This window comes from Brevundimonas nasdae (genome assembly GCF_019395145.1).
GTDB classification, from domain to species: Bacteria; Pseudomonadota; Alphaproteobacteria; order Caulobacterales; family Caulobacteraceae; genus Brevundimonas; species Brevundimonas nasdae.
Map to the genome: position 1 here is coordinate 3,552,584 of NZ_CP080034.1, position 18,857 is coordinate 3,571,440.

At 64.6% G+C, this 18,857-nt stretch carries 17 protein-coding genes; 14 read left to right on the plus strand and 3 right to left on the minus strand.

All coding sequences use genetic code 11. The features are described 5' to 3' along the window. The first annotated feature begins 1 nt into the window (after position 1). From KWG56_RS17320 to KWG56_RS17330, 3 genes are read left to right on the plus strand one after another with little or no spacing between them, the layout of a single operon-like run. Positions 2-577 (plus strand): YqaA family protein, encoded by a 576-nt coding sequence (locus KWG56_RS17320; RefSeq protein WP_219353085.1) that lies wholly within the window; start codon positions 2-4, stop codon positions 575-577. Between the two features lie 40 nt (positions 578-617). Next, positions 618-1,166 (plus strand): disulfide bond formation protein B, encoded by a 549-nt coding sequence (locus tag KWG56_RS17325; protein WP_219353086.1) that lies wholly within the window; start codon positions 618-620, stop codon positions 1,164-1,166. Positions 1,167-1,170: 4 nt separating this feature from the next. Then, the gene (locus KWG56_RS17330; protein ID WP_219353087.1) at positions 1,171-1,749 is read left to right on the plus strand and encodes a demethoxyubiquinone hydroxylase family protein; all 579 of its coding nucleotides are present in this window, start codon (positions 1,171-1,173) and stop codon (positions 1,747-1,749) included. A 158-nt stretch (positions 1,750-1,907) separates the two neighbouring features. On the opposite strand, the gene KWG56_RS17335 is transcribed toward KWG56_RS17330, so the two are convergent. Together KWG56_RS17335 and KWG56_RS17340 are read right to left on the minus strand one after the other, a co-directional pair. Further along, entirely contained in the window at positions 1,908-3,110 is a 1,203-nt protein-coding gene (locus KWG56_RS17335) for an acetyl-CoA C-acyltransferase (RefSeq protein WP_219353088.1), read from the minus strand. A gap of 134 nt (positions 3,111-3,244) precedes the next feature. Continuing rightward, a complete protein-coding gene (locus KWG56_RS17340) occupies positions 3,245-4,153 on the minus strand; it encodes an SDR family NAD(P)-dependent oxidoreductase (protein WP_219353089.1) in 909 nt (302 codons plus the stop codon). A gap of 168 nt (positions 4,154-4,321) precedes the next feature. On the opposite strand from KWG56_RS17340, the gene KWG56_RS17345 reads away from it, so the two are divergent. The 5 genes from KWG56_RS17345 (at position 4,322) to aguB (ending at position 11,768) form a co-directional block, all read left to right on the plus strand. Continuing rightward, positions 4,322-5,476, plus strand: a complete 1,155-nt coding sequence (locus tag KWG56_RS17345; protein ID WP_219353090.1) for an OmpA family protein — start codon at positions 4,322-4,324, stop codon at positions 5,474-5,476. Between the two features lie 439 nt (positions 5,477-5,915). Then, positions 5,916-7,115, plus strand: a complete 1,200-nt coding sequence (locus KWG56_RS17350; RefSeq protein ID WP_219353091.1) for a capsular biosynthesis protein — start codon at positions 5,916-5,918, stop codon at positions 7,113-7,115. Between the two features lie 168 nt (positions 7,116-7,283). Next, positions 7,284-9,728, plus strand: a complete 2,445-nt coding sequence (locus tag KWG56_RS17355) for a TonB-dependent receptor (RefSeq protein ID WP_219353092.1) — start codon at positions 7,284-7,286, stop codon at positions 9,726-9,728. Positions 9,729-9,888: 160 nt separating this feature from the next. Beyond that, a complete protein-coding gene (locus tag KWG56_RS17360; protein ID WP_219353093.1) occupies positions 9,889-10,908 on the plus strand; it encodes an agmatine deiminase family protein in 1,020 nt (339 codons plus the stop codon). Next, positions 10,905-11,768 (plus strand): N-carbamoylputrescine amidase, encoded by an 864-nt coding sequence (gene aguB / locus KWG56_RS17365; RefSeq protein WP_219353094.1) that lies wholly within the window; start codon positions 10,905-10,907, stop codon positions 11,766-11,768. The genes KWG56_RS17360 and aguB overlap by 4 nt, the downstream gene beginning before the upstream one ends. A 243-nt stretch (positions 11,769-12,011) precedes the next feature. Here the strand turns inward: aguB and KWG56_RS17370 are convergent, their stop codons facing one another. Continuing rightward, positions 12,012-12,752, minus strand: coding sequence for an alpha/beta fold hydrolase (locus KWG56_RS17370; protein WP_219353095.1), 741 nt, complete (start codon positions 12,750-12,752; stop codon positions 12,012-12,014). Positions 12,753-12,945: 193 nt separating this feature from the next. Here KWG56_RS17370 and KWG56_RS17375 point away from each other — a divergent pair, with 193 nt between their 5' ends. The 6 genes from KWG56_RS17375 to rplT all read left to right on the plus strand — a co-directional run bounded on the left by KWG56_RS17375 (position 12,946) and on the right by rplT (position 18,806). Beyond that, a complete protein-coding gene (locus KWG56_RS17375) occupies positions 12,946-13,908 on the plus strand; it encodes a glycosyltransferase family 9 protein (RefSeq protein ID WP_219353096.1) in 963 nt (320 codons plus the stop codon). Positions 13,909-14,032: 124 nt separating this feature from the next. Continuing rightward, entirely contained in the window at positions 14,033-14,554 is a 522-nt protein-coding gene (infC, locus tag KWG56_RS17380; RefSeq protein WP_201099872.1) for a translation initiation factor IF-3, read from the plus strand. A 168-nt stretch (positions 14,555-14,722) separates the two neighbouring features. Then, entirely contained in the window at positions 14,723-16,693 is a 1,971-nt protein-coding gene (locus KWG56_RS17385) for an alpha/beta hydrolase family protein (protein WP_244999566.1), read from the plus strand. Positions 16,694-16,749: 56 nt separating this feature from the next. Then, positions 16,750-18,039, plus strand: a complete 1,290-nt coding sequence (locus tag KWG56_RS17390) for an MFS transporter (RefSeq protein WP_219353098.1) — start codon at positions 16,750-16,752, stop codon at positions 18,037-18,039. A 161-nt stretch (positions 18,040-18,200) separates the two neighbouring features. Then, positions 18,201-18,398 (plus strand): 50S ribosomal protein L35, encoded by a 198-nt coding sequence (rpmI, locus tag KWG56_RS17395; protein WP_201099875.1) that lies wholly within the window; start codon positions 18,201-18,203, stop codon positions 18,396-18,398. 54 nt (positions 18,399-18,452) lie between these two features. Further along, positions 18,453-18,806: a 50S ribosomal protein L20 gene (rplT, locus tag KWG56_RS17400; RefSeq protein WP_087121350.1), complete on the plus strand. Its 354-nt coding sequence runs from the start codon at positions 18,453-18,455 to the stop codon at positions 18,804-18,806. Positions 18,807-18,857: the final 51 nt, after the last annotated feature.

The window sequence follows — 18,857 nt, forward strand, 5'->3', positions numbered from 1 at the left end:
CATGCTCCGCAAGCTCTACGACGGCGTCTTCAATCTGGCGCGCCACCGCCATGCGACGCCCGCCCTGGCGCTGGTGTCCTTTGCTGAAAGCTCGTTCTTCCCCATTCCGCCGGACGTGATGCTGGCGCCGATGATCCTGGCCAAGCCGGAAAAGGCTTATTTCTACGCCGCCGTCTGCACGGTCGCGTCGGTGCTGGGCGGGATTCTGGGATACGCGATCGGCTTTTATCTGACCGATGTGGGGCTGGCGATCATGCGCTTCCTCGGCCATTCCGACGGTCTGGCCCAGTTCCGCGCCTGGTTCGAGCAATGGGGGCTGTGGGTCATTCTGATCAAGGGCCTGACGCCCATCCCGTACAAGCTGGTGACCATCGCCTCGGGCCTGGCCGCCTTCAGCTTTCCGATCTTCATCGCCGCCTCGGTCGTGACGCGTGGCGGGCGTTTTTTCCTGGAAGCCTGGATCCTGAAAACCTGGGGACCTGCCATGCTGGCCCAGGTCGAAAAGCGTCTGGCCCTGTGGGCCGGGATGGGGGTCGTGGCCCTGGTCGCCCTGATCGTGGTTCTTAAACTACTGTAACGTCGACGGCGGCGCTTGAGCGGAGTAAGACCGCTTCAACATGACAGACGCCTATCGCCTGCTGACCCGTTGGTGGACCGCCTTTGCCCTGGCGGCGTCGCTCGCCATGCTGGGTGCCGCCCATGCGTTCGAGCATTTCGAACATCTGGCCCCGTGCAATCTGTGCCTCAAGCAGCGCGAGGTCTATTGGGGGGCTGTGGCCATCGCGGTCCTCGCCACCGGCTGGACCATCGTCAGCGGCGGACGCCGCGGAACGCCGCGCATCGCCTCCTTCCTGCTGGCCGCCGTGTTCGCGACCGGCGCTGTCACCGCCATCTTCCACATGGGCGGCGAATACGGCTGGTGGGCCCTGCCTGCGACCTGTTCGGCGGGGGCGGGCGGCCCGATCGACATGGACGCCCTGACCGCGCTGGCCCTGGGCACGGGGCCGTCAGTCACGGTCATTTCGTGCGGCGCCGTGGCCTGGAGCTGGCTGGGCCTGTCCATGGCGGGATGGAACGCGGTGATCGTTTCGGCTCTGGCGGTGTTCAGCCTGCTGGCCGCCAAACGTCCCAAGGACGCCCGCGCGCCCCGCATCGAGAAGGCCTGACGCCATGCCCGACACTGCCGCCGCCCCTCACATTCCCCTGCCGCGTCCCGGTCGCGGCGCCGACAAGGCGCGGATGGACGAAATCCTGCGCGTCGATCATGCGGGCGAATACGCCGCCGTCCTGATCTACCGCGCCCAGAAGGCGGTGTTCGAAGGCCGCAAGTCGCATGGCGACATGGTTCGCGACCTGTCCGAAATGCAGGATCAGGAGGCGGTGCATCTGGACCGTTTCAACCGACTGCTGAACGAACGCCGGGTTCGCCCCACCGTCATGACGCCGCTGTGGCGCATCGCGGCCTCAGCCCTGGGGGCAGGCACGGCCCTGATGGGTGAGAAGGCGGCGCACGCCTGCACCGAGGCGGTCGAAAGCGTCATCGAAAAACACTATGCCGACCAGATCGCCGAGATCGGCGAGCGCGACCCGGCCCTGGCCGCCGAACTGACCCAGTTCCGCGAAGAAGAGCTGGCCCACCACGACCACGCAATCGAACACGGCAGCCGCGAAGCACCCGCCTACCGCCTGCTGTCCAGCGTGATCAAGGTCGGCTGCAAGGCGGCGATCAAGATCAGCGAGAAGATCTGACCGTCAATATCCCTCACCCTCGGGCTTGACCCGAGGGCCGGATGTTCCGCCGCATTGGGTTGGCGGCCGCGCACAGCCCGATCCGCATCCGATCCTCGGGTCGAGCCCGAGGATGACGGAGGGGCAAGCTGCCCCTCCGCCACTGAGGGGGCTTGTTCTCAGTAAATCTCGAACAGACCGGCCGCGCCCATGCCGCCGCCGATGCACATGGTGACCACGCCGTATTTGGCGCCGCGACGCTTGCCTTCGATCAGAACGTGGCCGGTCATCCGCGCGCCCGACATGCCGTAGGGGTGGCCGATCGAGATGGCGCCGCCCGAGACGTTCAGGCGGTCGTTGGGAATGCCCAGCGTGTCCTGGCAGTACAGGACCTGCGAGGCGAAGGCTTCGTTCAGCTCCCAGATGCCGATGTCGTCGACGGTCAGGCCGTGGCGCTTCAGCAGTTTCGGCACGGCATAGACCGGGCCGATGCCCATTTCGTCCGGCTCGCACCCGGCGACGGCCATGCCGCGATAGGCGCCCAGCGGCTGCAGATTGCGGCGAACCGCTTCGCCCGCCTCCATGATGACCGAGGCCGAGGCGCCGTCCGACAACTGGCTGGCGTTGCCGGCGGTGATGAACTCGCCCTGCTGGATCTCCTCGCCGCCGCCGAAGACGGGCTTGAGGCCCTTCAGGCCTTCCAGGGTCGTGTCGGCGCGGTTGCCCTCGTCCTTGGACAGGGTGACTTCTTTCGAAGAGGTCTGGCCGGTCGCCTTGTCCATCACCAGCATGGTGGTGGTCATCGGCACGATCTCGGCGTCCAGACGCCCTTCGGCCTGGGCCTGGGCGGTGCGCTGTTGGGACTGCAGAGCGTATTCGTCCTGACGGTCACGCGAGATGCCGTAGCGGCGCGACACCACCTCGGCCGTCTCCAGCATCGACATATAGATGTGCGGCGACAGCTTCAGCAGCGCCTCGTCCTTCATCCGATACAGGTTCATATGCTGGTTCTGGACCAGGGAGATGGATTCCAGACCGCCCCCGACCGCCATCTTCTGATGGTCGAAGATCACCTGTTTGGCCGCCGTGGCGATGCCCATCAGGCCCGAGGCGCACTGGCGGTCCAGGCTCATGCCCGGAACGGAGGCGGGCAGGCCGGCGGCAAGAGCGATCTGGCGCGCGACATTGGTGCCGGTCGAACCCTGCTGCAGGGCCGCGCCCAGAACCACATCCTCGATCTCGGCGGGATCGACGCCTGCGCGCTGGACCGCATGACGGACAGCGTGGGCGCCCAGCTGTTGCGCCTGGGTGTCGTTGAAGGCGCCCCGATAGGCCCGGCCGATCGGCGTGCGGGCGGTGGAGACGATGACGGCTTCGCGCATGATTCACTCCCAGGGCTTGGCGCCCGTACTTGTTGGCCGTTCAGGCCGTTTGTTGTGCGGTCCGAATGGACCTCTTTCCTCAGGTCAGAGTTTAGGCGCCTCACGTTGCGTCAACGCAAGGCGCCTGTTCTGGATCAGGCTCCGTGCGCCTGCTGCGCCTTGGTCAGTTCGATCATGCCCTGGGCGGCGCCCATCTCTGGCACGATCTCTGCGTCGCGGTTCGAGATGGCCTCGAACTGGGCCGCGACCTGTTCCGGGGCGTCGGCGCCCGTGATGTGAACCCCCTGCGTCAAGGTCACATAGGCGCGCTCAAAGCCGCCAGCGCCGGCGGCCAGGATGGCGCGGGTCGGGGCGTCGCGGCTGACCAGATACAGAAGACCGGGCGTGACCAGCGACGGCTCCAGCGCTTCCAGCGGCAGGGCGGCGCCCAGGTCTTCGGTCATGCGGGTGTGGGCGGTCGGCGCCAGGCTGTTGACGCGGATGTCGTTCTTGCCGCCTTCGATCGCCAGGGTCTGCATGAAGCCGACCAGCGCCATCTTCGCCGCGCCATAATTGGCCTGACCGAAGTTGCCGTACAGGCCGGACGACGAGGTGGTCATGACGATGCGGCCGTAGTTCTGCTGGCGCATGATCTCCCACACCGCCTTGGTGCAGTTGACCGCTCCCATCAGGTGCACGTCGACGACGAAGCGGAAATCGTCCAGCTCCATCTTGGCGAAGGACTTGTCACGCAGGACGCCCGCATTGTTCACCAGGATGTCGACGCGGCCCCATTTCGCCACGGCCTGGTCGACCATGGCCTGAACGGCGGCGAAGTCGGTGACGGAGGCGGCGTTGGCGATGGCTTCGCCGCCTGCCGCCTCGATCTCGGCCACTACAGCCTCAGCCGCCGTCGCCGACCCGCCCGAGCCGTCGCGCGCACCACCCAGATCATTGACCACCACCTTGGCGCCTCGCGCCGCCAGCGCCAGCGCGTGCTCCCGGCCCAGGCCGCCGCCTGCGCCCGTAACGATCGCCACCTGCCCGTCGAACCGTATCGTCATCACTCTATTCCTTCGCGTTGGCGCCGCCAGACATTGTGTTGCAATGGCGCCGCAGTGTCACAATCCTAGCAAAATCGTGGAACCGCTCTGCGGCGGCCTCGTTCGGCTCGGGAAGGTCGCGCCACCGGGCGCGGCTTCGGCATTTTCTTTACTTGAGTGAGGACGCAGATGAAGCTGAAACTTCTCGCATCTGTCGCCGCGGTCGGGCTGCTTGCAGCCGGCGCCGCTTCGGCGGAGCCTAATGGCTGGTATGGCGCAATCGACGCCGGCTACAAATTCGACCACGACATCAAGGCTGAGTCGTCGACGACCGGCGCGACCTGGAAGTATGAAGTCAATCCGGGCTGGGCAGCGTTTGCTCGTCTCGGCTACCGCTTCAACCCCAACTGGCGCGTTGAACTCGAAGGCGGCTACCGCTCGGGCGACATCGGCACGATCCGCGCTTCGTCGGGCACCCAGGGCCTCTGCAACCTGACGCCCGCCACCGGCGGTTGCTACTCGCCGGAAGGCGACATCGAGTCGACCACCCTGATGGCCAATGTCATCTATGACTTCGGTTCGTCGGCCTGGGGCGTGCGTCCCTTCGTCGGTCTCGGCGCCGGTGTGAACCGCGTCTCGATCGACACGGTCGGCAATCTGCGCGCCAACCGTGGTGCAACCTTCACCGCTGACGACACCTCGACCAAGTTCGCCGCTCAGGCGATCGCCGGTCTGTCCTACGCTGTGGGCGACCGCGCCAACATCGACCTGACCTACCGTTACCTGACCGGCGACTCGTCGTGGGATTCCAAGACGGTCGGCACCGGCGTCGGTGCCACGGACTTCGGCACCTGGGATGGTGATTACAACAAGGTCCACACCGTGACCCTGGGCCTGCGCTACAGCTTCGGCGCCGAGGAATCGGCTCCGCCGCCGCCTCCCCCGCCGCCCCCGCCGCCTCCGCCGCCTCCGCCGCCTCCGCCGCCCCCGCCGCCTCCGGCTAAGCCGGCTGCGCGTCAGTTCGTGGTCTACTTCGATTGGGATCGCTCGGACCTGACGGCTGAAGCCCGCTCGGTCGTGACGCAAGCCGCCAACTACGCCAAGTCGGGCGCCCCGACCCGCGTGTTGATTGTCGGCTACACCGACACCTCGGGTTCGGCCGCCTATAACCTGGGCCTGTCAAACCGTCGTTCGCGCACCGTCGCCGACGCTCTGGTTGCTCAAGGCGTCAACGGCGGCGTCATCGCCCTCGACGGCAAGGGTGAAACCAACCTGGCCAAGCCTACGGCTGACGGCGTGCGTGAGCCGCTCAACCGTCGCGCCACGGTCGACATCAACTTCTAAGTCGGTAAGGGCTCGCTCAGCGAAAGCTGCAGCGAGCCCCCATCGGACATCGAAGTTCGATACAAAGACAGAGCCGCCGACTTCAGCAAAGATCGGCGGCTTTGTTCTTTCGGCAACTATGGATTGTATTTTTCCATGCGTTGTTGCGTAAAATCAGACATTTGTGGTTGATAATACACCCACTGCGCGTCACAACCGACTCTGGGGTATGACTGCCTTCATTCTCCTGACGAGCATGTGGTTTGTGTTGTGATCAAAGCTAGCAGAAACCGTCTTGGCTGATCTTCGCTCCTCTTCACGTGTGATTTCCGGACGTCGGCGACGCCGCTATCGCCTCAGGGGTGATGTGCCCGTACGTGCACCCAAGGCGCCCCCACTCGTTCGCTCGAGAGGCGGAAGCCAAAACAATACGGTCCTCACACCGAAATTCCCTCAACATATGACGGGGCTTCACGGCCGTCGCTTTCTGATCGTCACGGCGCCTTTCGGCGGCTTCGGTCCCGCCTTGGCTCGTGTGCTTGAAAAGCGCGGCGCTGAGGTCAGCCGCATGATCTTCAATGCCGGCGACGCCTTGAACTGGCCTCGGCGGGGCGGAATCGTCTTCAGACACGCGCCGAATGTCTGGGCTGGCGAAATCCATCAGCGTCTTGCCGACTTCACCGACGTCATCATCTTCGGAGAAGGCGGCTCCTATAATCGGGCGGTTCTTTCTGCGGTGGACAGGCTGTCGGCTCGGGTGTGGGTGCTCGAAAACGGCTATTTCCGGCCCGACTGGATTACGGTTGAGCGCAATGGCGTAAACGCCTCCAGCGCCTTGCCGCGTTTCCGGGACGCCTATCCCGATCCTGCGCCCGAACTGCCGACAGTGCGTCATGTCGGCAAAATCCTGCCGTATCATGTCGTCAACATCAGCCTCTACCATACGGTGCAGTGGCTGGGCGGGCTTCTGTTTCCCAGCCAGGACGTGCACTACACTGTATCGCCGCTGCGTCAGTGTCTGGGGCATATCCGACGTTATGTCGGCCTAGCTTTCCACAAGCCGGAAAATTGCGACGCCGATCTCATCGCCTCGCGCGGTCCCTTCTTCATCGCCTGCCTGCAGCGTGAGGGCGACGCGCAGTTGCTGCGCTATTCCCGCTACGCCGACAATACGGCCTTCCTGGCGGCGGTGTTGACCAGCTTCGCCCAAGGGGCGGCGGCGGGCGACCGGCTGGTGGTGAAGAATCATCCGCTGGACCCCGGACTGATCGATCTTCGCGCCGTCACCCTGCGGCTGGCCAAGGAGCGTGGGCTGGCTGGACGGGTTGATTTCATTGACGGCGGCAATCTGGCTCAGCTGTGCCGTAATTCGCGTGGCATGGTCGTCAATAATTCCAGTGCCGCGCTGTCAGCCTTGGGTTTCCACACGCCAGTGAAAGTTCTGGGCGACGCCTTCTTCGACTTCGCCGGATTGACGGACCAGCAGCCCTTGGACGGTTTCTGGGCGACGCCCCAGGCGCCCGATGCCGAGCTTTTCACGCGTTTTCGCGCCCATGTGATCAGTCAGAGCCAGGTGAATGGGAATTACCATGAACCTCGCTCCATCGAACCAACCGCCCTGGGCGTCGCGGACATGTTCGAGCGCGTTTCCGAGAAGTGACACTGTTCAGGCCTGGTGTGGCCTTTGCGCCACCTTTGGGCGCTGTCATTGTTCTGTCACATAACTGTCGCCCGACGTTTTAACATCCGCCCTAGAGGGAGGTTCGATTTCGACAGACGACGTTGTCTGTCGCCTTTGGCCTTAGCAGCCTCATCTGGGGATAGATGTATGTTCAACCGTAAACGCCTGTTCTGGGCGACCACGGCGCTCGTGGGTTCGCTCGCCGCCGCTGGCGCCGCCTCCGCGCAATCGACCGCCACTCAGTCGGTTGAAGACGTCGTCGTCACGGGCCAGCGCGGTCCGCGCAACATCGACGGAGCCATCGTCGCTGAAAGCGTCGGCAAGTCGCGTTCGACGATCACGCAGGAGTTCATCGAAACCCAAGCCGCTGGTCAGACGATCAACGAAGTTCTGAACCTGGTCCCGGGCATGAGCTTCACCAACAACGACGCCTATGGTTCGTCGGGCGGCAACATTCGTCTGCACGGCTTTGACGGCCCTCGCATCTCGCAAACCTTCGACGGCATGCCGCTGAACGACTCGGGCAACTATTCGCTGTATTCGAACCAGCAGCTGGATAGCGAATTGATCGGCTCGGCTTCGGTCAACACCGGCACGACCGACGTTGACTCTCCGACGGCCTCGGCTTCGGGGGGTACCATCAACATGTCCTCGATCGCTGTTCCGACCGAGTTCGGCGGTCGCATCAAAGGCTCGCTGGGAGACAGCGATTTCCGTCGTGTCTTCGCTCAACTGAACACGGGTGAAGTCGGTCCGTTCGGCACCCGCGCCTGGCTGGCCTATTCGGATCAGTCGTACGACAAGTACAAGGGTCTCGGCGACCTGAACAAGACGCAGTATAACTTCAAAATTTACCAGCCGATTCGTGGAAATGGCGACTTTGTCTCGCTGGCTGGTCACTGGAACCGCAACCGCAACAACAACTATGCGGACCTGCAACTGCAGCGGAACGCTGACGGTTCGGCCAGCCTGGCCAACGGCGTGACCTGGGACACCGACTTCGATACGAACTACACGGCTCCGACCTATCGCAACGGCCAAGCCGATGTTGACGGCAACGGCAACCGTTTCTGGGCTCTGCGTCAGAACCCGTCGGACACCGGCAATATCCGCGCCCAGTCGCGCTTCACCCTGCGCGACAACCTGATCTTCACCTTCGATCCGTCGTTCCAATATACGCTGGCGACCGGTGGGTCGGGTCAGTTTGTCCTGTCGGAAACCGACCGTCTGATCCGCGGCTCCAAGACCACGGGCGGTGTTGACCTGAACGGTGACGGCGACACCCTGGACAGCGTCCGGATTCACTCGACCAACAACACCCACACCCAGCGCTACGGCATCAGCTCGTCGCTGATCTGGAAACTGTCGGACACGCAGACTCTGCGTGCCGCCTACACCCTTGACGACGCCCGCCACCGTCAGACCGGCATGTACGGTCGGATCGATTTCTCCAACCCGACCGATCCGCGCTTCTTCGACGCTTTCGCTGGCCTGCGCGACAAGGATCACCGCATTGTCAATCTGGACGGTTATGAACTGCGTGCGCGGGATCGCCTGTCTTACGCCACCCTGAACCAGTTCGCGGTCGAGTATGCCGGTCGTTTCCTTGACGATGCACTGCGCGTCAACGTCGGCCTGCGCGTGCCGTACTTCAAGCGCGAGATGAACCAGAACTGCTACTCGCAGTCCAAGAGCAGCTCGGTTATTTGCACGACCGAAACTGCAGTCAAGCAAGCGGACGGCACCTACAAGGTGGGCACTCGCACGCAAAGCTACATCGCGCCGTACTCGCGCGACGTGAAGTTCGACGACGTGCTGCCGAACGTGAACGTCAGCTGGAACTTCTCTGGCGCTCAGTCGGTCTATGCTTCGTTCGCCCAGTCGCTGACCCTGCCGCGCACCGACAACCTGTACACCGTCTTCTTCGACGCCAAGGGCGAAATCACCTCGCCCATCACCGCACCGGAAAAGACCACCACCTATGACCTGGGCTACCGCTACCAAACGGGCACCCTGATCGCTTCGGCCAACGTCTGGTACACCGAGTTCAAGAACCGCATCGTGTCGCGTTACGACCAGGATTTGGGCGTGTCGTTCGACTCGAACGTGGGTGATGTGAAGCTGTACGGCTTCGACTCACAAGTCGGCTGGTCGCCGATGGAAGGTCTGTCGCTGTACGCTACGGCTTCGTACACGGACTCGGAAATCGCCAACGACTATCTGGATGGCACCAACCTGATCAAGACGGGCGGCAAGTCGCTGACGGAAACCCCGGATTGGACCTTCGGTGGTCGCATCCAGTATGAGACCGGCCCGGTGCAACTGGGCGCTCAGGTCAAGTACACCGGCGAGCGTTGGGTGACCGACGTCAACGACCTGTACACGGACGCCTACACGGTTGTTAACGCCGACGCCAAGTTCGACCTGGGCTACTTCGGCTACAAGAACTCCAATCTGGCCCTGCGCGTCGTGAACCTGTTCGACGAGAAATACTTCGGTTCGATCTCGGGTGCGACGGATGCGTCCAAGCCCACCTATGCCTACCGTGGTCCCCCGCGCACCATCCAGGCGACGGTGACCTACGCCTTCTAATCGCGTAGCAGTCTAAGACTATGAAGGGCGGACCGGTGACGGGCCGCCCTTTTTCTTTGGGGGTTCGGGCGTTGAAGTCGGGGGCGCTAGGGGCCATATGGCGCGGCTCGCGTTTCGTCCCCGGATATCCCGCCGGATTAATGACAGGATCAGTTCGCCGATGACCGCTCCCATCCCTGCCGCCATCCCCGCAGAGTGGGCTCCGCACCGCGCCATGTGGGTGGGTTGGCCGACCCATGCCGAATACTGGTTCGAGCATCTGGAGCAGGCCCGCGACGAGGTCGAGGGGCTGGTGCTGGCTCTGGCTGGGCCGGGGCGTGAACAGGTTAAGCTGATGGTCGGCAGCGAAGAGGCCTTGTCGGGCGCCCAGGCGCGTTTTGCGGGCGTCGCCAATGTCGAGGTCGTGCCGGGTCGTTTCGGCGACATCTGGCTGCGCGATACCGGCCCGATCTTCGGCGCTGGCTCCAGGACGGCGGCCGCCTTCAAGGTCAACGGCTGGGGCGGCAAATACGACATGGCGGGCGACGACGAGGTCGCGGGCCAGATCGGCGAACATTCGGGCGTGCCCCTGACGTGGAATGACTTCGTGCTGGAGGGCGGCTCTCTGGATCATGATGGCGAGGGCACGGTCCTGACCACGCGCCAGTGCGTGCTGAACCCCAACCGCAATCCAGGCTGGAACCAGGATGAGGCCGTGGCTGCGGCGGCGCTGGAGCATGCGGTGGGCGCCAAGGTCGTGGTATGGCTGGGCGACGGCCTGCTGAACGACCACACCGACGGCCACGTCGACAATCTGGCCCGTTTTGTCGCGCCGGGCGTTGTCGCCTGCCCGATCGCCTGGGGTCAGAAGGATCCGAACGCCGAGGTCTATGACGCCACGGCGCGCGATCTGTCGGCGGTGACGGACGCAGGCGGCCGCAAGCTGAAGGTGGTGCGCATCCCGTCGCCGGGTCTGGTGCTGGACGAGGACGAACGCCCGGTCCCCGCCAGCCACATGAACTTCCTGATCGCCAATGGCGCGGTCATCGTGCCGACCTATGGCGATGATCAGGCCTCGCGCTTCGCCTGCGAGGCCCTGGCCGACGCCTTCCCGGATCGCGAGATCATCCCGCTGCCGTCGAACGCCATCCTGACCGGCGGCGGGTCCTTCCACTGCATTTCCCAGCAGGAGCCCGCATGACCCGCACCATCACTGTCGCCGGCATCCAGACCTCTTACGGGGACGACCTGCAGGCCAATATCGACAAGACCATTGGGTTCGTCCGTGAGGCGGCTGGCCGTGGCGCGCAGGTGATCCTGCCGTCGGAGCTGTTCCAGGGGCCGTACTTCTGCGTTTCGCAGGAGGAGCACTGGTTCGCCCATGCCTATGCCTGGCGCGAACACCCGTGCGTCACGGCCCTGTCGGCGGTGGCGAAGGAGCTGGGCGTCGCCATTCCGGTCTCGATCTTCGAGAAGGACGGGCCGCAGTATTACAACTCCATCGTCATGCTGGACGCGGACGGCGAGGCGCTGGGCGTCTATCGCAAGAGCCATATCCCTGACGGTCCCGGTTATCAGGAGAAGTATTATTTCCGGCCCGGCGACACCGGCTTCAAGACCTGGACCACCCGCTTCGGCAAGGTCGGGGTCGGCATCTGCTGGGACCAGTGGTTCCCGGAAGCCGCGCGGGCGATGATGCTGCAGGGCGCCGACGTCTTGATGTATCCGACCGCCATCGGCACCGAGCCGCACGACGCGGGTCTGCACACCGCCGAGCCGTGGCGTCGGGCGATGCAGGGCCACGCCGTGTCCAACGCCGTGCCGGTCGTCGGCGCCAACCGCATCGGCCATGAGACGGTGACGGAGGCGGGCCAGACCTTCTACGGCCACTCCTTCATCGCCGATCAGCAGGGCACGCTGGTCGAGAGCCTGGGCGCGGACGACGAAGGCGTGCTGGTCCACAGCTTCGATCTGGACGAACTGGACAAGTACCGGGCGGCGTGGGGTTTCTTCCGTGATCGCCGCACGGATCTGTACGGGGCGCTGACGGGCGGGAAATAGGGCCAATCGACATTTCGTTGGAAACCGTCATTCCGGGGCGTCCGAAGGACGAACCCGGAACCCAGGCGTTCACATCAAGCATCGAATGCGTCCAGCAGCGCGACTGTCGTTCTGGGTTCCGGGTTCTTCGCTTCACTCAGTCCCGGAATGACGGGTAAGGCGTCGGCCAACTGAACGTCGATTGAACCTGGTTTCCTGCCGTCCGTCATCCTCGGGCCTGACCCGAGGGTGACGGATGATTATCTAGCTTCGCAACGCCTCCACCGCCGCGACCAGCCGGCCCAGGTCGGCGGGGCTGGACAGGCGGTGGTCGCCGCCTTCGATCAGGTCCAGCCGTACGTCGCCGCCGCTCAGGCGCCCGATCAGTTCGGCCTGATGGCGCCACGGCACCACGTCGTCGGCGCGGCCTTGCAGGATGTGGACGGGGGCGGTGATGGCGATCACCCCGGCCAGCAACAGCCAGTCACGCGCCTCCTCGAACATGCGGCGGGTCAGGACGTATTCGCCCAGACCTTCCTCGACGATCAGGGTCTCGCCCTCGCGCAGGATGGCCTGACGTTCGTGATCGGCCAGGCCGGGCCACATCAGCCGCTCGGTGAAGTCCTGCGCCGGATTGACCAGCACCAGTCCCTTGATCCGCTCAGGCCGCGCCAGCGTCGCCAGCAACGACACCCAACCGCCCATAGACGATCCGACCGGGATCACCGGCCCTTCCAGACTGTCGATCAGGGCGACGGCGTCCTCGCGCCAGCGGCCGATGGTCGCCTGTCGCCAGTCGCCCGAGGACTGACCGTGGGCGAAATGGTCGTAGCGGACATAGTTCCAGCCGCGTTCGCGCGCCGCCGCGTCCAGCGCCAGCGCCTTGGTCCCCTCCATGTCGGACCGGAAGCCCCCGACCCAGATCACGGTGGGGCCGTCGCCCTCGATGCGTTTGAAGGCCAGGGTTTCGCCATCGGGGCGGGTCAGGGTCTGGATGTCGCTCATGGCCTTCTTTTGCCGTGTGTTTCGCATCCCGTCACCCTCTGCGTCCTGTCTCCGCCATCCTCGGGCTTGACCCGAGGATCAGGCGTGACGCACACGGAGGGCTGATAGGCGGTTCCGGCCGCAGCCCGCGTTCCGCGTCGCACGCGGGGCGCTTCCGATCCTCGGGTCAGGCCCGAGGATGACGGAGGAAGATTTGTCCGCACCCCAGGTCCTGTTCGTCACCTCCAACCGCATCGGCGACTGCGTCATCTCGTCCGGGGTGATCCGCGAGATCACGCGTCAGGTTCCGGGGGCCGAGATCACCGTCGCCTGCGGGCGGCCGCCTGCCCCCTTCTTCCGCAATGCGGCGGGCGTGGCGCGCACCATCATTCTCGACAAGAAGAAACTGTCCGGCCACTGGTTCGACCTGTGGGCTCAGGTGCGTTCGACGCGCTGGGACCTGGTGATCGACATTCGCGGATCGGCCCTGTCCTATCTGATCCCGGCCAAACGCCGCGTCGTCTATAATCGCCGGTGGGAGACGGGCCTGCGCAAGGTCGAGATGGTGTCGCGCCTGATGGGCTCGCCGACGCCGCTGGACCCGGAAATCTTTCTGGACGATCAGGCTCGCGCTGAGGCCGCCGCCATCATTGATCCGCAACTGGCTGGGGGCGCCGGTCCCGGCCCCATCATCGCCCTGGCGCCGATCGCGCACCAGCCGGGCAAGAGCTGGCCGGCCGATCGCTGGGGCGCGCTGGTCGAGAAGCTGAAGGCTGAACCGCGTTTCGAGGGCTGGCGTTTCATGCCGGTCGGCGGTCCCGGCGACCGGCCGCCGGCAACGCCTGCGCTGGAGGCCGCTGGGCCGCGCGGCGTCGATTTCGTGGGCAAGGGCGACATCCTGGCCTCGGCCGCCGCCATCGACCGGGCCGACCTGTTCGTCGGCAATGACAGCGGCCTGATGCACGTCTCGGCGGCCCTGGGGCGTCCCACGCTGGGCCTGTTTGGTCCGACCGAATGGTGGCTGTACGGGCCGTGGGGGCCAAAGACCCGCACAGCGGCCTCAAACGAGACGCGCGGTCAGTTCGCGCCCATCGAGGATCTGACTGTCGATCATGTGTTCGAGGCCGTGCTGGCCCTGCACGACGCCTATATCGCCGAGACGCCCGCCAAGCCTTGAAAAATCGGGGCTCCGGGCGCATATTGCGGGCCTGTGGGAAACGTGGCCGTCGCCGCGCCTTTCCGCGTATCACAAAACACGCTTCTTCTGACCACATAAGGAAACGACGCCCATTCGCCGTCCCATGCAAGCGCCACCCGTGAAAGACGGGCCGCGTATGAACCAGGATATCCGCGCGCCTCGCGTTCTGCTCATCGACCAGAACGGCGAAAAACAAGGCGTCATGCCCACCTCCGCCGCTCTGGAAGCCGCTGAGGAAGCCGGGATGGACCTGGTCGAGATCGTCTCCACCTCCGAGCCGCCGGTGGCCAAGATCCTCGATTACGGCAAGCACCGTTTCCAGGAGCAGAAGAAGAAGGCCGAACAGCGCAAGCGCCAAAAGGTCGTCGAGCTGAAGGAAATCAAGCTCCGTCCGAACATCGACACCCACGACTATGAGGTGAAGGCCAAGGCCATGCACCGCTTCTTCGACGAGGGCGACAAGGTGAAGGTCACCCTGCGCTTCCGGGGTCGTGAAATGGCGCACCCGGAACTGGGCATGAAGCTGCTGCACAAGGTGCAGGCCGACTTCGACGAAATCGCCAAGGTCGAGTTCGCACCCAAGATGGAAGGCCGCCAGATGATCATGATCCTGGCGCCGCGCTGACAGCCGCATTCTATTGCTGATTTGAGAACCCCCGCCCGGAAACGGTCGGGGGTTTTTCTTTGCCTCTTGCGGCGGGTGTGTCTTGCAACCTGTGGTCTGATCGTCTGAATGGAGGCCGGGGATCAGGGGAGCGTCTGAATGTTCAGGTCATGGGTGAATGCGGCTGCAATGGCGGCCGTTATTGTCTTGAGCGGCGCGGCAGGAGGGGCTCAAGGCCAGACGGCCCCGCAGGTGACGTCGCAGACGCCGCCGCTCAGCGCCTATGGCGCGGCTCCCTCCATCGAAAACATCGAGCTGTCGCCCAGCGGCGACCGGATCGCGCGGATCACTGTCGTCGGCGAAGAACGGGCGGTTCTGGTCAGCGACTTCAATACGGGCGAAGCCCTGTTCCGAGCCCGCATCGGAGACACCAAGGTGCGCGATCTGACCTGGATCGGGGAGAAGAGGATTCTGGTCGTCACGTCCCAGACGCGCGGCATCCCTCTGATCGGGATACCGCGCACCGAGCTCTACTTCGGCCTGATCGTGGACTTGGAGAAGCGCAAGATGGTCCAGGTGCTGGACCGGACGGAGAATGTGATTTCGGTCCTCTATGGTCCCGCCATGGTGCGTCGGGTGGATCAGGATGCGGCGCTCTATGTTCGCGGTGTCGCCGTGGGCTGGGAATCCAGCAGCGATCTGTACCGGATTGATCTGACGACCGGGCGCGGCCGTTCGGTCGCGCCGATGAACTATGAGATCAAGGACCATGTGCTGGATGGCGGCGGTCAGGTGATCGCCATGGGAAAATATGTCGAACGGCGGGGGCGTTGGACCCTGATGCTGCCGCGTGCAAACCGTTCCAGTTTCCGCGAGGACTGGAGCGTGGATACGCCGATCGACACGCCTGATCTGATGGGCATGGGGCGAAGCCCGCGCACCATCGTCATCTCGGCCATGCGCCCTGACCTGGCCGGGACGACCGGCGCGTCGGAGGATGGCTACACCCTGTTCGAGGTCAATGTGGATACGGGTGAATGGAGCCGTCTGCCCTTCGACACCCATCCTGATTTCATGATCCGGCACCCCGTGACCCGTCTGCTGATCGGGGCGGGATGGGTCGAGGAAGACGGCGTGCATTATGAGTTTATCGAACCCGTGTCGGCGCAGCGCTGGGCCTCCATCGAACGCGCCTTTGCAGGCAAGCGGCCCAAGCTGGTGTCGTGGAACGATGACATGGATCAGGTGATCATCTTCACCGATGTCGGCGAGTCGGGCCTTTATCAGATCGTCGATTTCCAGCGCGGCAAGGCCGACATTCTGGCGGAAGCCTATCCCGCCATTCCCGATGATCAGGTCGGGGCGATCCGTTTCATTGAGTACGAGGCGGCGGACGGTCTTGCGATCCCCGGCTATCTGACCCTGCCGCCGGGCGTCACCGAGCCGAAGGGCCTGCCGCTTGTCGTGCTGCCCCACGGCGGTCCCGCGGCCCAGGACACCATCGGCTTCGACTGGTGGTCGCAGGCGCTGGCTTCACGGGGCTATGCGGTGCTGCAGCCCAACTTCAGGGGCTCTACCGGCTATGGCCTCGACTTCATGGAGGCGGGGTATGGTGAGTGGGGGCGCAAGATGCAGACCGACCTGTCGGACGGGGTGCGCTGGCTGGCAGAGCAGGGCGTCATCGACCCGGACCGGGTCTGCATCGTCGGGGCCAGCTACGGCGGATATGCGGCCATGGCCGGGGTGACGATCGACAAGGGCGCCTATCGTTGCGCCGTCGCCGTCGCTGGCCTTTCGGACCTGCGCCGCTTCGTCAACTGGAGCGCCCGACAGGAGAGTCGCGCCAACAGCCAGACCATTCGCTACTGGAACCGGTTCATGGGGGTGGACAAGCTGAACGACCGGGGGCTGGACGCCCTGTCGCCAGCTCATCTGGCCGCAGGCGCCGACAGTCCGCTGCTCTTGATTCACGGGCGTGACGACACCGTGGTGCCCATCGAACAGAGCCGCGTCATGGCTGACGCGATGCGCCGCGCTGGCAAGCCGACCGAGTTGATCGAGCTGTCGGGCGAGGACCACTGGCTGTCGCGCGCCGAGACCCGCCAGAAGATGCTGGCCGAGACCGTGCGGTTCCTGGAGGTGAACAATCCGGTTCATTAGGCGGGCGTAACCCGTTCGTGCTTCTACACCGGGCGTCGTCGGGCTAAGGCGGGGGCATGATCTCGTCTTCCAAAACCCCGCCCGCCGCAGGCGGGGCCGCACTGGCCGTGATGTTTTCGGTGGTGTTCATCAATCTGGTCGGATTCGGCCTGGTGGTGCCGCTGCTGCCCTTCTTCGCCCAGAGCCTGAAGGCCGAGGCCTGGCAGATCACCCTGATGTTCTCGGCCTATTCGCTGGGGCAGTTCTTCGCCGAACCCTTCTGGGGGCGGCTGTCGGACCGGATCGGGCGCAAGCCGGTGCTGCTGGTGACCCTGGTCGCCAATGCTCTGGGCTATCTGATGCTGGCCTTTGCGCCCAACATCTGGCTGGCAATTGCGGTGCGGCTGTTCACGGGGCTGGGCGCGGGCAATATCTCGACGGTTCAGGGCTATGTGGCCGACGTGACCCCGCCCGAGAAGCGCGCGGGCCGGATGGGGCTGATCGGCGCCGCCTTCGGTCTGGGCTTCATCGTCGGGCCGGGGCTGGGCGGTCTGCTGACCCAGCCGCAACTGGGGCATATCGGCTATCAGCTGCCCATCTTCGTGGCGGCGGCGTTGGCGGCGCTGGCGGCGGTCGGGGTGGTGGTCTTCCTGCGCGAAAGCCGGGCCAAGGCCGACCCGGCGGCGCCGCGTCCCGCCTTCCTGTCTGGCCTGAAGTTCGCCCGTGACAACGAAGTGGTGTCGCGCGTGCTGGTCGTGACCCTGATCTATATGGCGGGCTTCTCGGCCATGGAGAGCGTGTTCGGTCTGTGGGCCGAGGATCGTTACGCCTGGGGCGCGCGCGAAGTGGGGCTCAGCTTCATGATCGTGGGCATCGTCTCCACCCTGAATCAGGGGTTCTTCGCCGGGAAGCTGGCGCGGCGGTTCGGCGAATCGCGTGTGCTGGCGGTCGGGATGCTGCTGTTCGGGGCGTCTCTGGTGCTTCAGGTGATTTCACCGGTGTCCTGGTTCCCGGCGACGAGTTTGGAGTTAGGCGCGCTGTCGATCCCGATTGTCCAGGGCTGGGTCATTCCGATCGTCATGGCCTTCGGCGCCTGTGGCATGTCGCTGGCCATGCCCAATATCTCGGCCATGATCAGCCGCGCCTCGCCGCCTGACCGCCAGGGGGCCATGCTGGGCCTGAACATGGCCTCAAGCTCTGTCGCGCGCATCTTCGGGCCGATGATCGCGGGCGCGCTGTTCTCGGGCCTGGGGCATGACTGGCCCTTCCTGATCGGCGCGCTTCTGACCATTCCGGCGGCGGTGATGGCGATCAACGCCGGGCGGGTGATCCGACGCCAGAAGGCGGCGGCCGAGGCGGTCGTCTGACTCATCTTGCCATCGGCGCGGGCTTGGCGTAGAAGCCGCGCCTTCGCGTACCGAACTGCCGGGCGAACAGGCATGCCTGGGCAGTTCTTAAACTCTGGAAGGCCACCCCCTGACGGCTCTCGCAGCCCAAAGGTCGGCGTCCTTCCAAAAAGGAGACTGAAATGCCGAAACTGAAGACGAAGTCGGGCGCCAAGAAGCGCTTCAAATTCACCGCTTCTGGCAAGGTGAAGGCCGGCGTTGCGGGCAAGCGTCACCGCTTGATCAGCCACAACTCCAAGTACATCCGCCAGAACCGCGGCACGGCCGTCATGTCCGACGCCGACGCCAAGAAGATCAAATCCTACATGCCGTACGCCTGATCGGCGCGCGCTGTACGACTGATCTCAACCCAAAGAATTTGAAGGAATAGCGATATGGCTCGCGTAAAACGTGGCGTAACCTCGCACGCCAAGCACAAGAAGGTTCTGGAGCAGGCCAAGGGCTTCTCCGGCCGCCGCAAGAATACGATCCGCACGGCCAAGGCCGCCGTCGACCGCGCCGGGCAATACGCCTACCGCGACCGTCGCGCCAAGAAGCGCAACTTCCGCGCCCTGTGGATCCAGCGCATCAACGCTGCGGCCCGTATCGAAGGCTTCACCTACAGCCAGTTCATCAACGGCCTGAACAAGGCTGGCATCGAACTGGACCGCAAGGTTCTGGCCGCGATCGCCGCCGACGCGACCGGTTTCAAGGCCGTCGCCGACAAGGTCCGCGCTGCTCTGGCCTAAGCCACAGTCGTAAAGACAAAGATCAACGCCCGCTCCGGTCTCCGGGGCGGG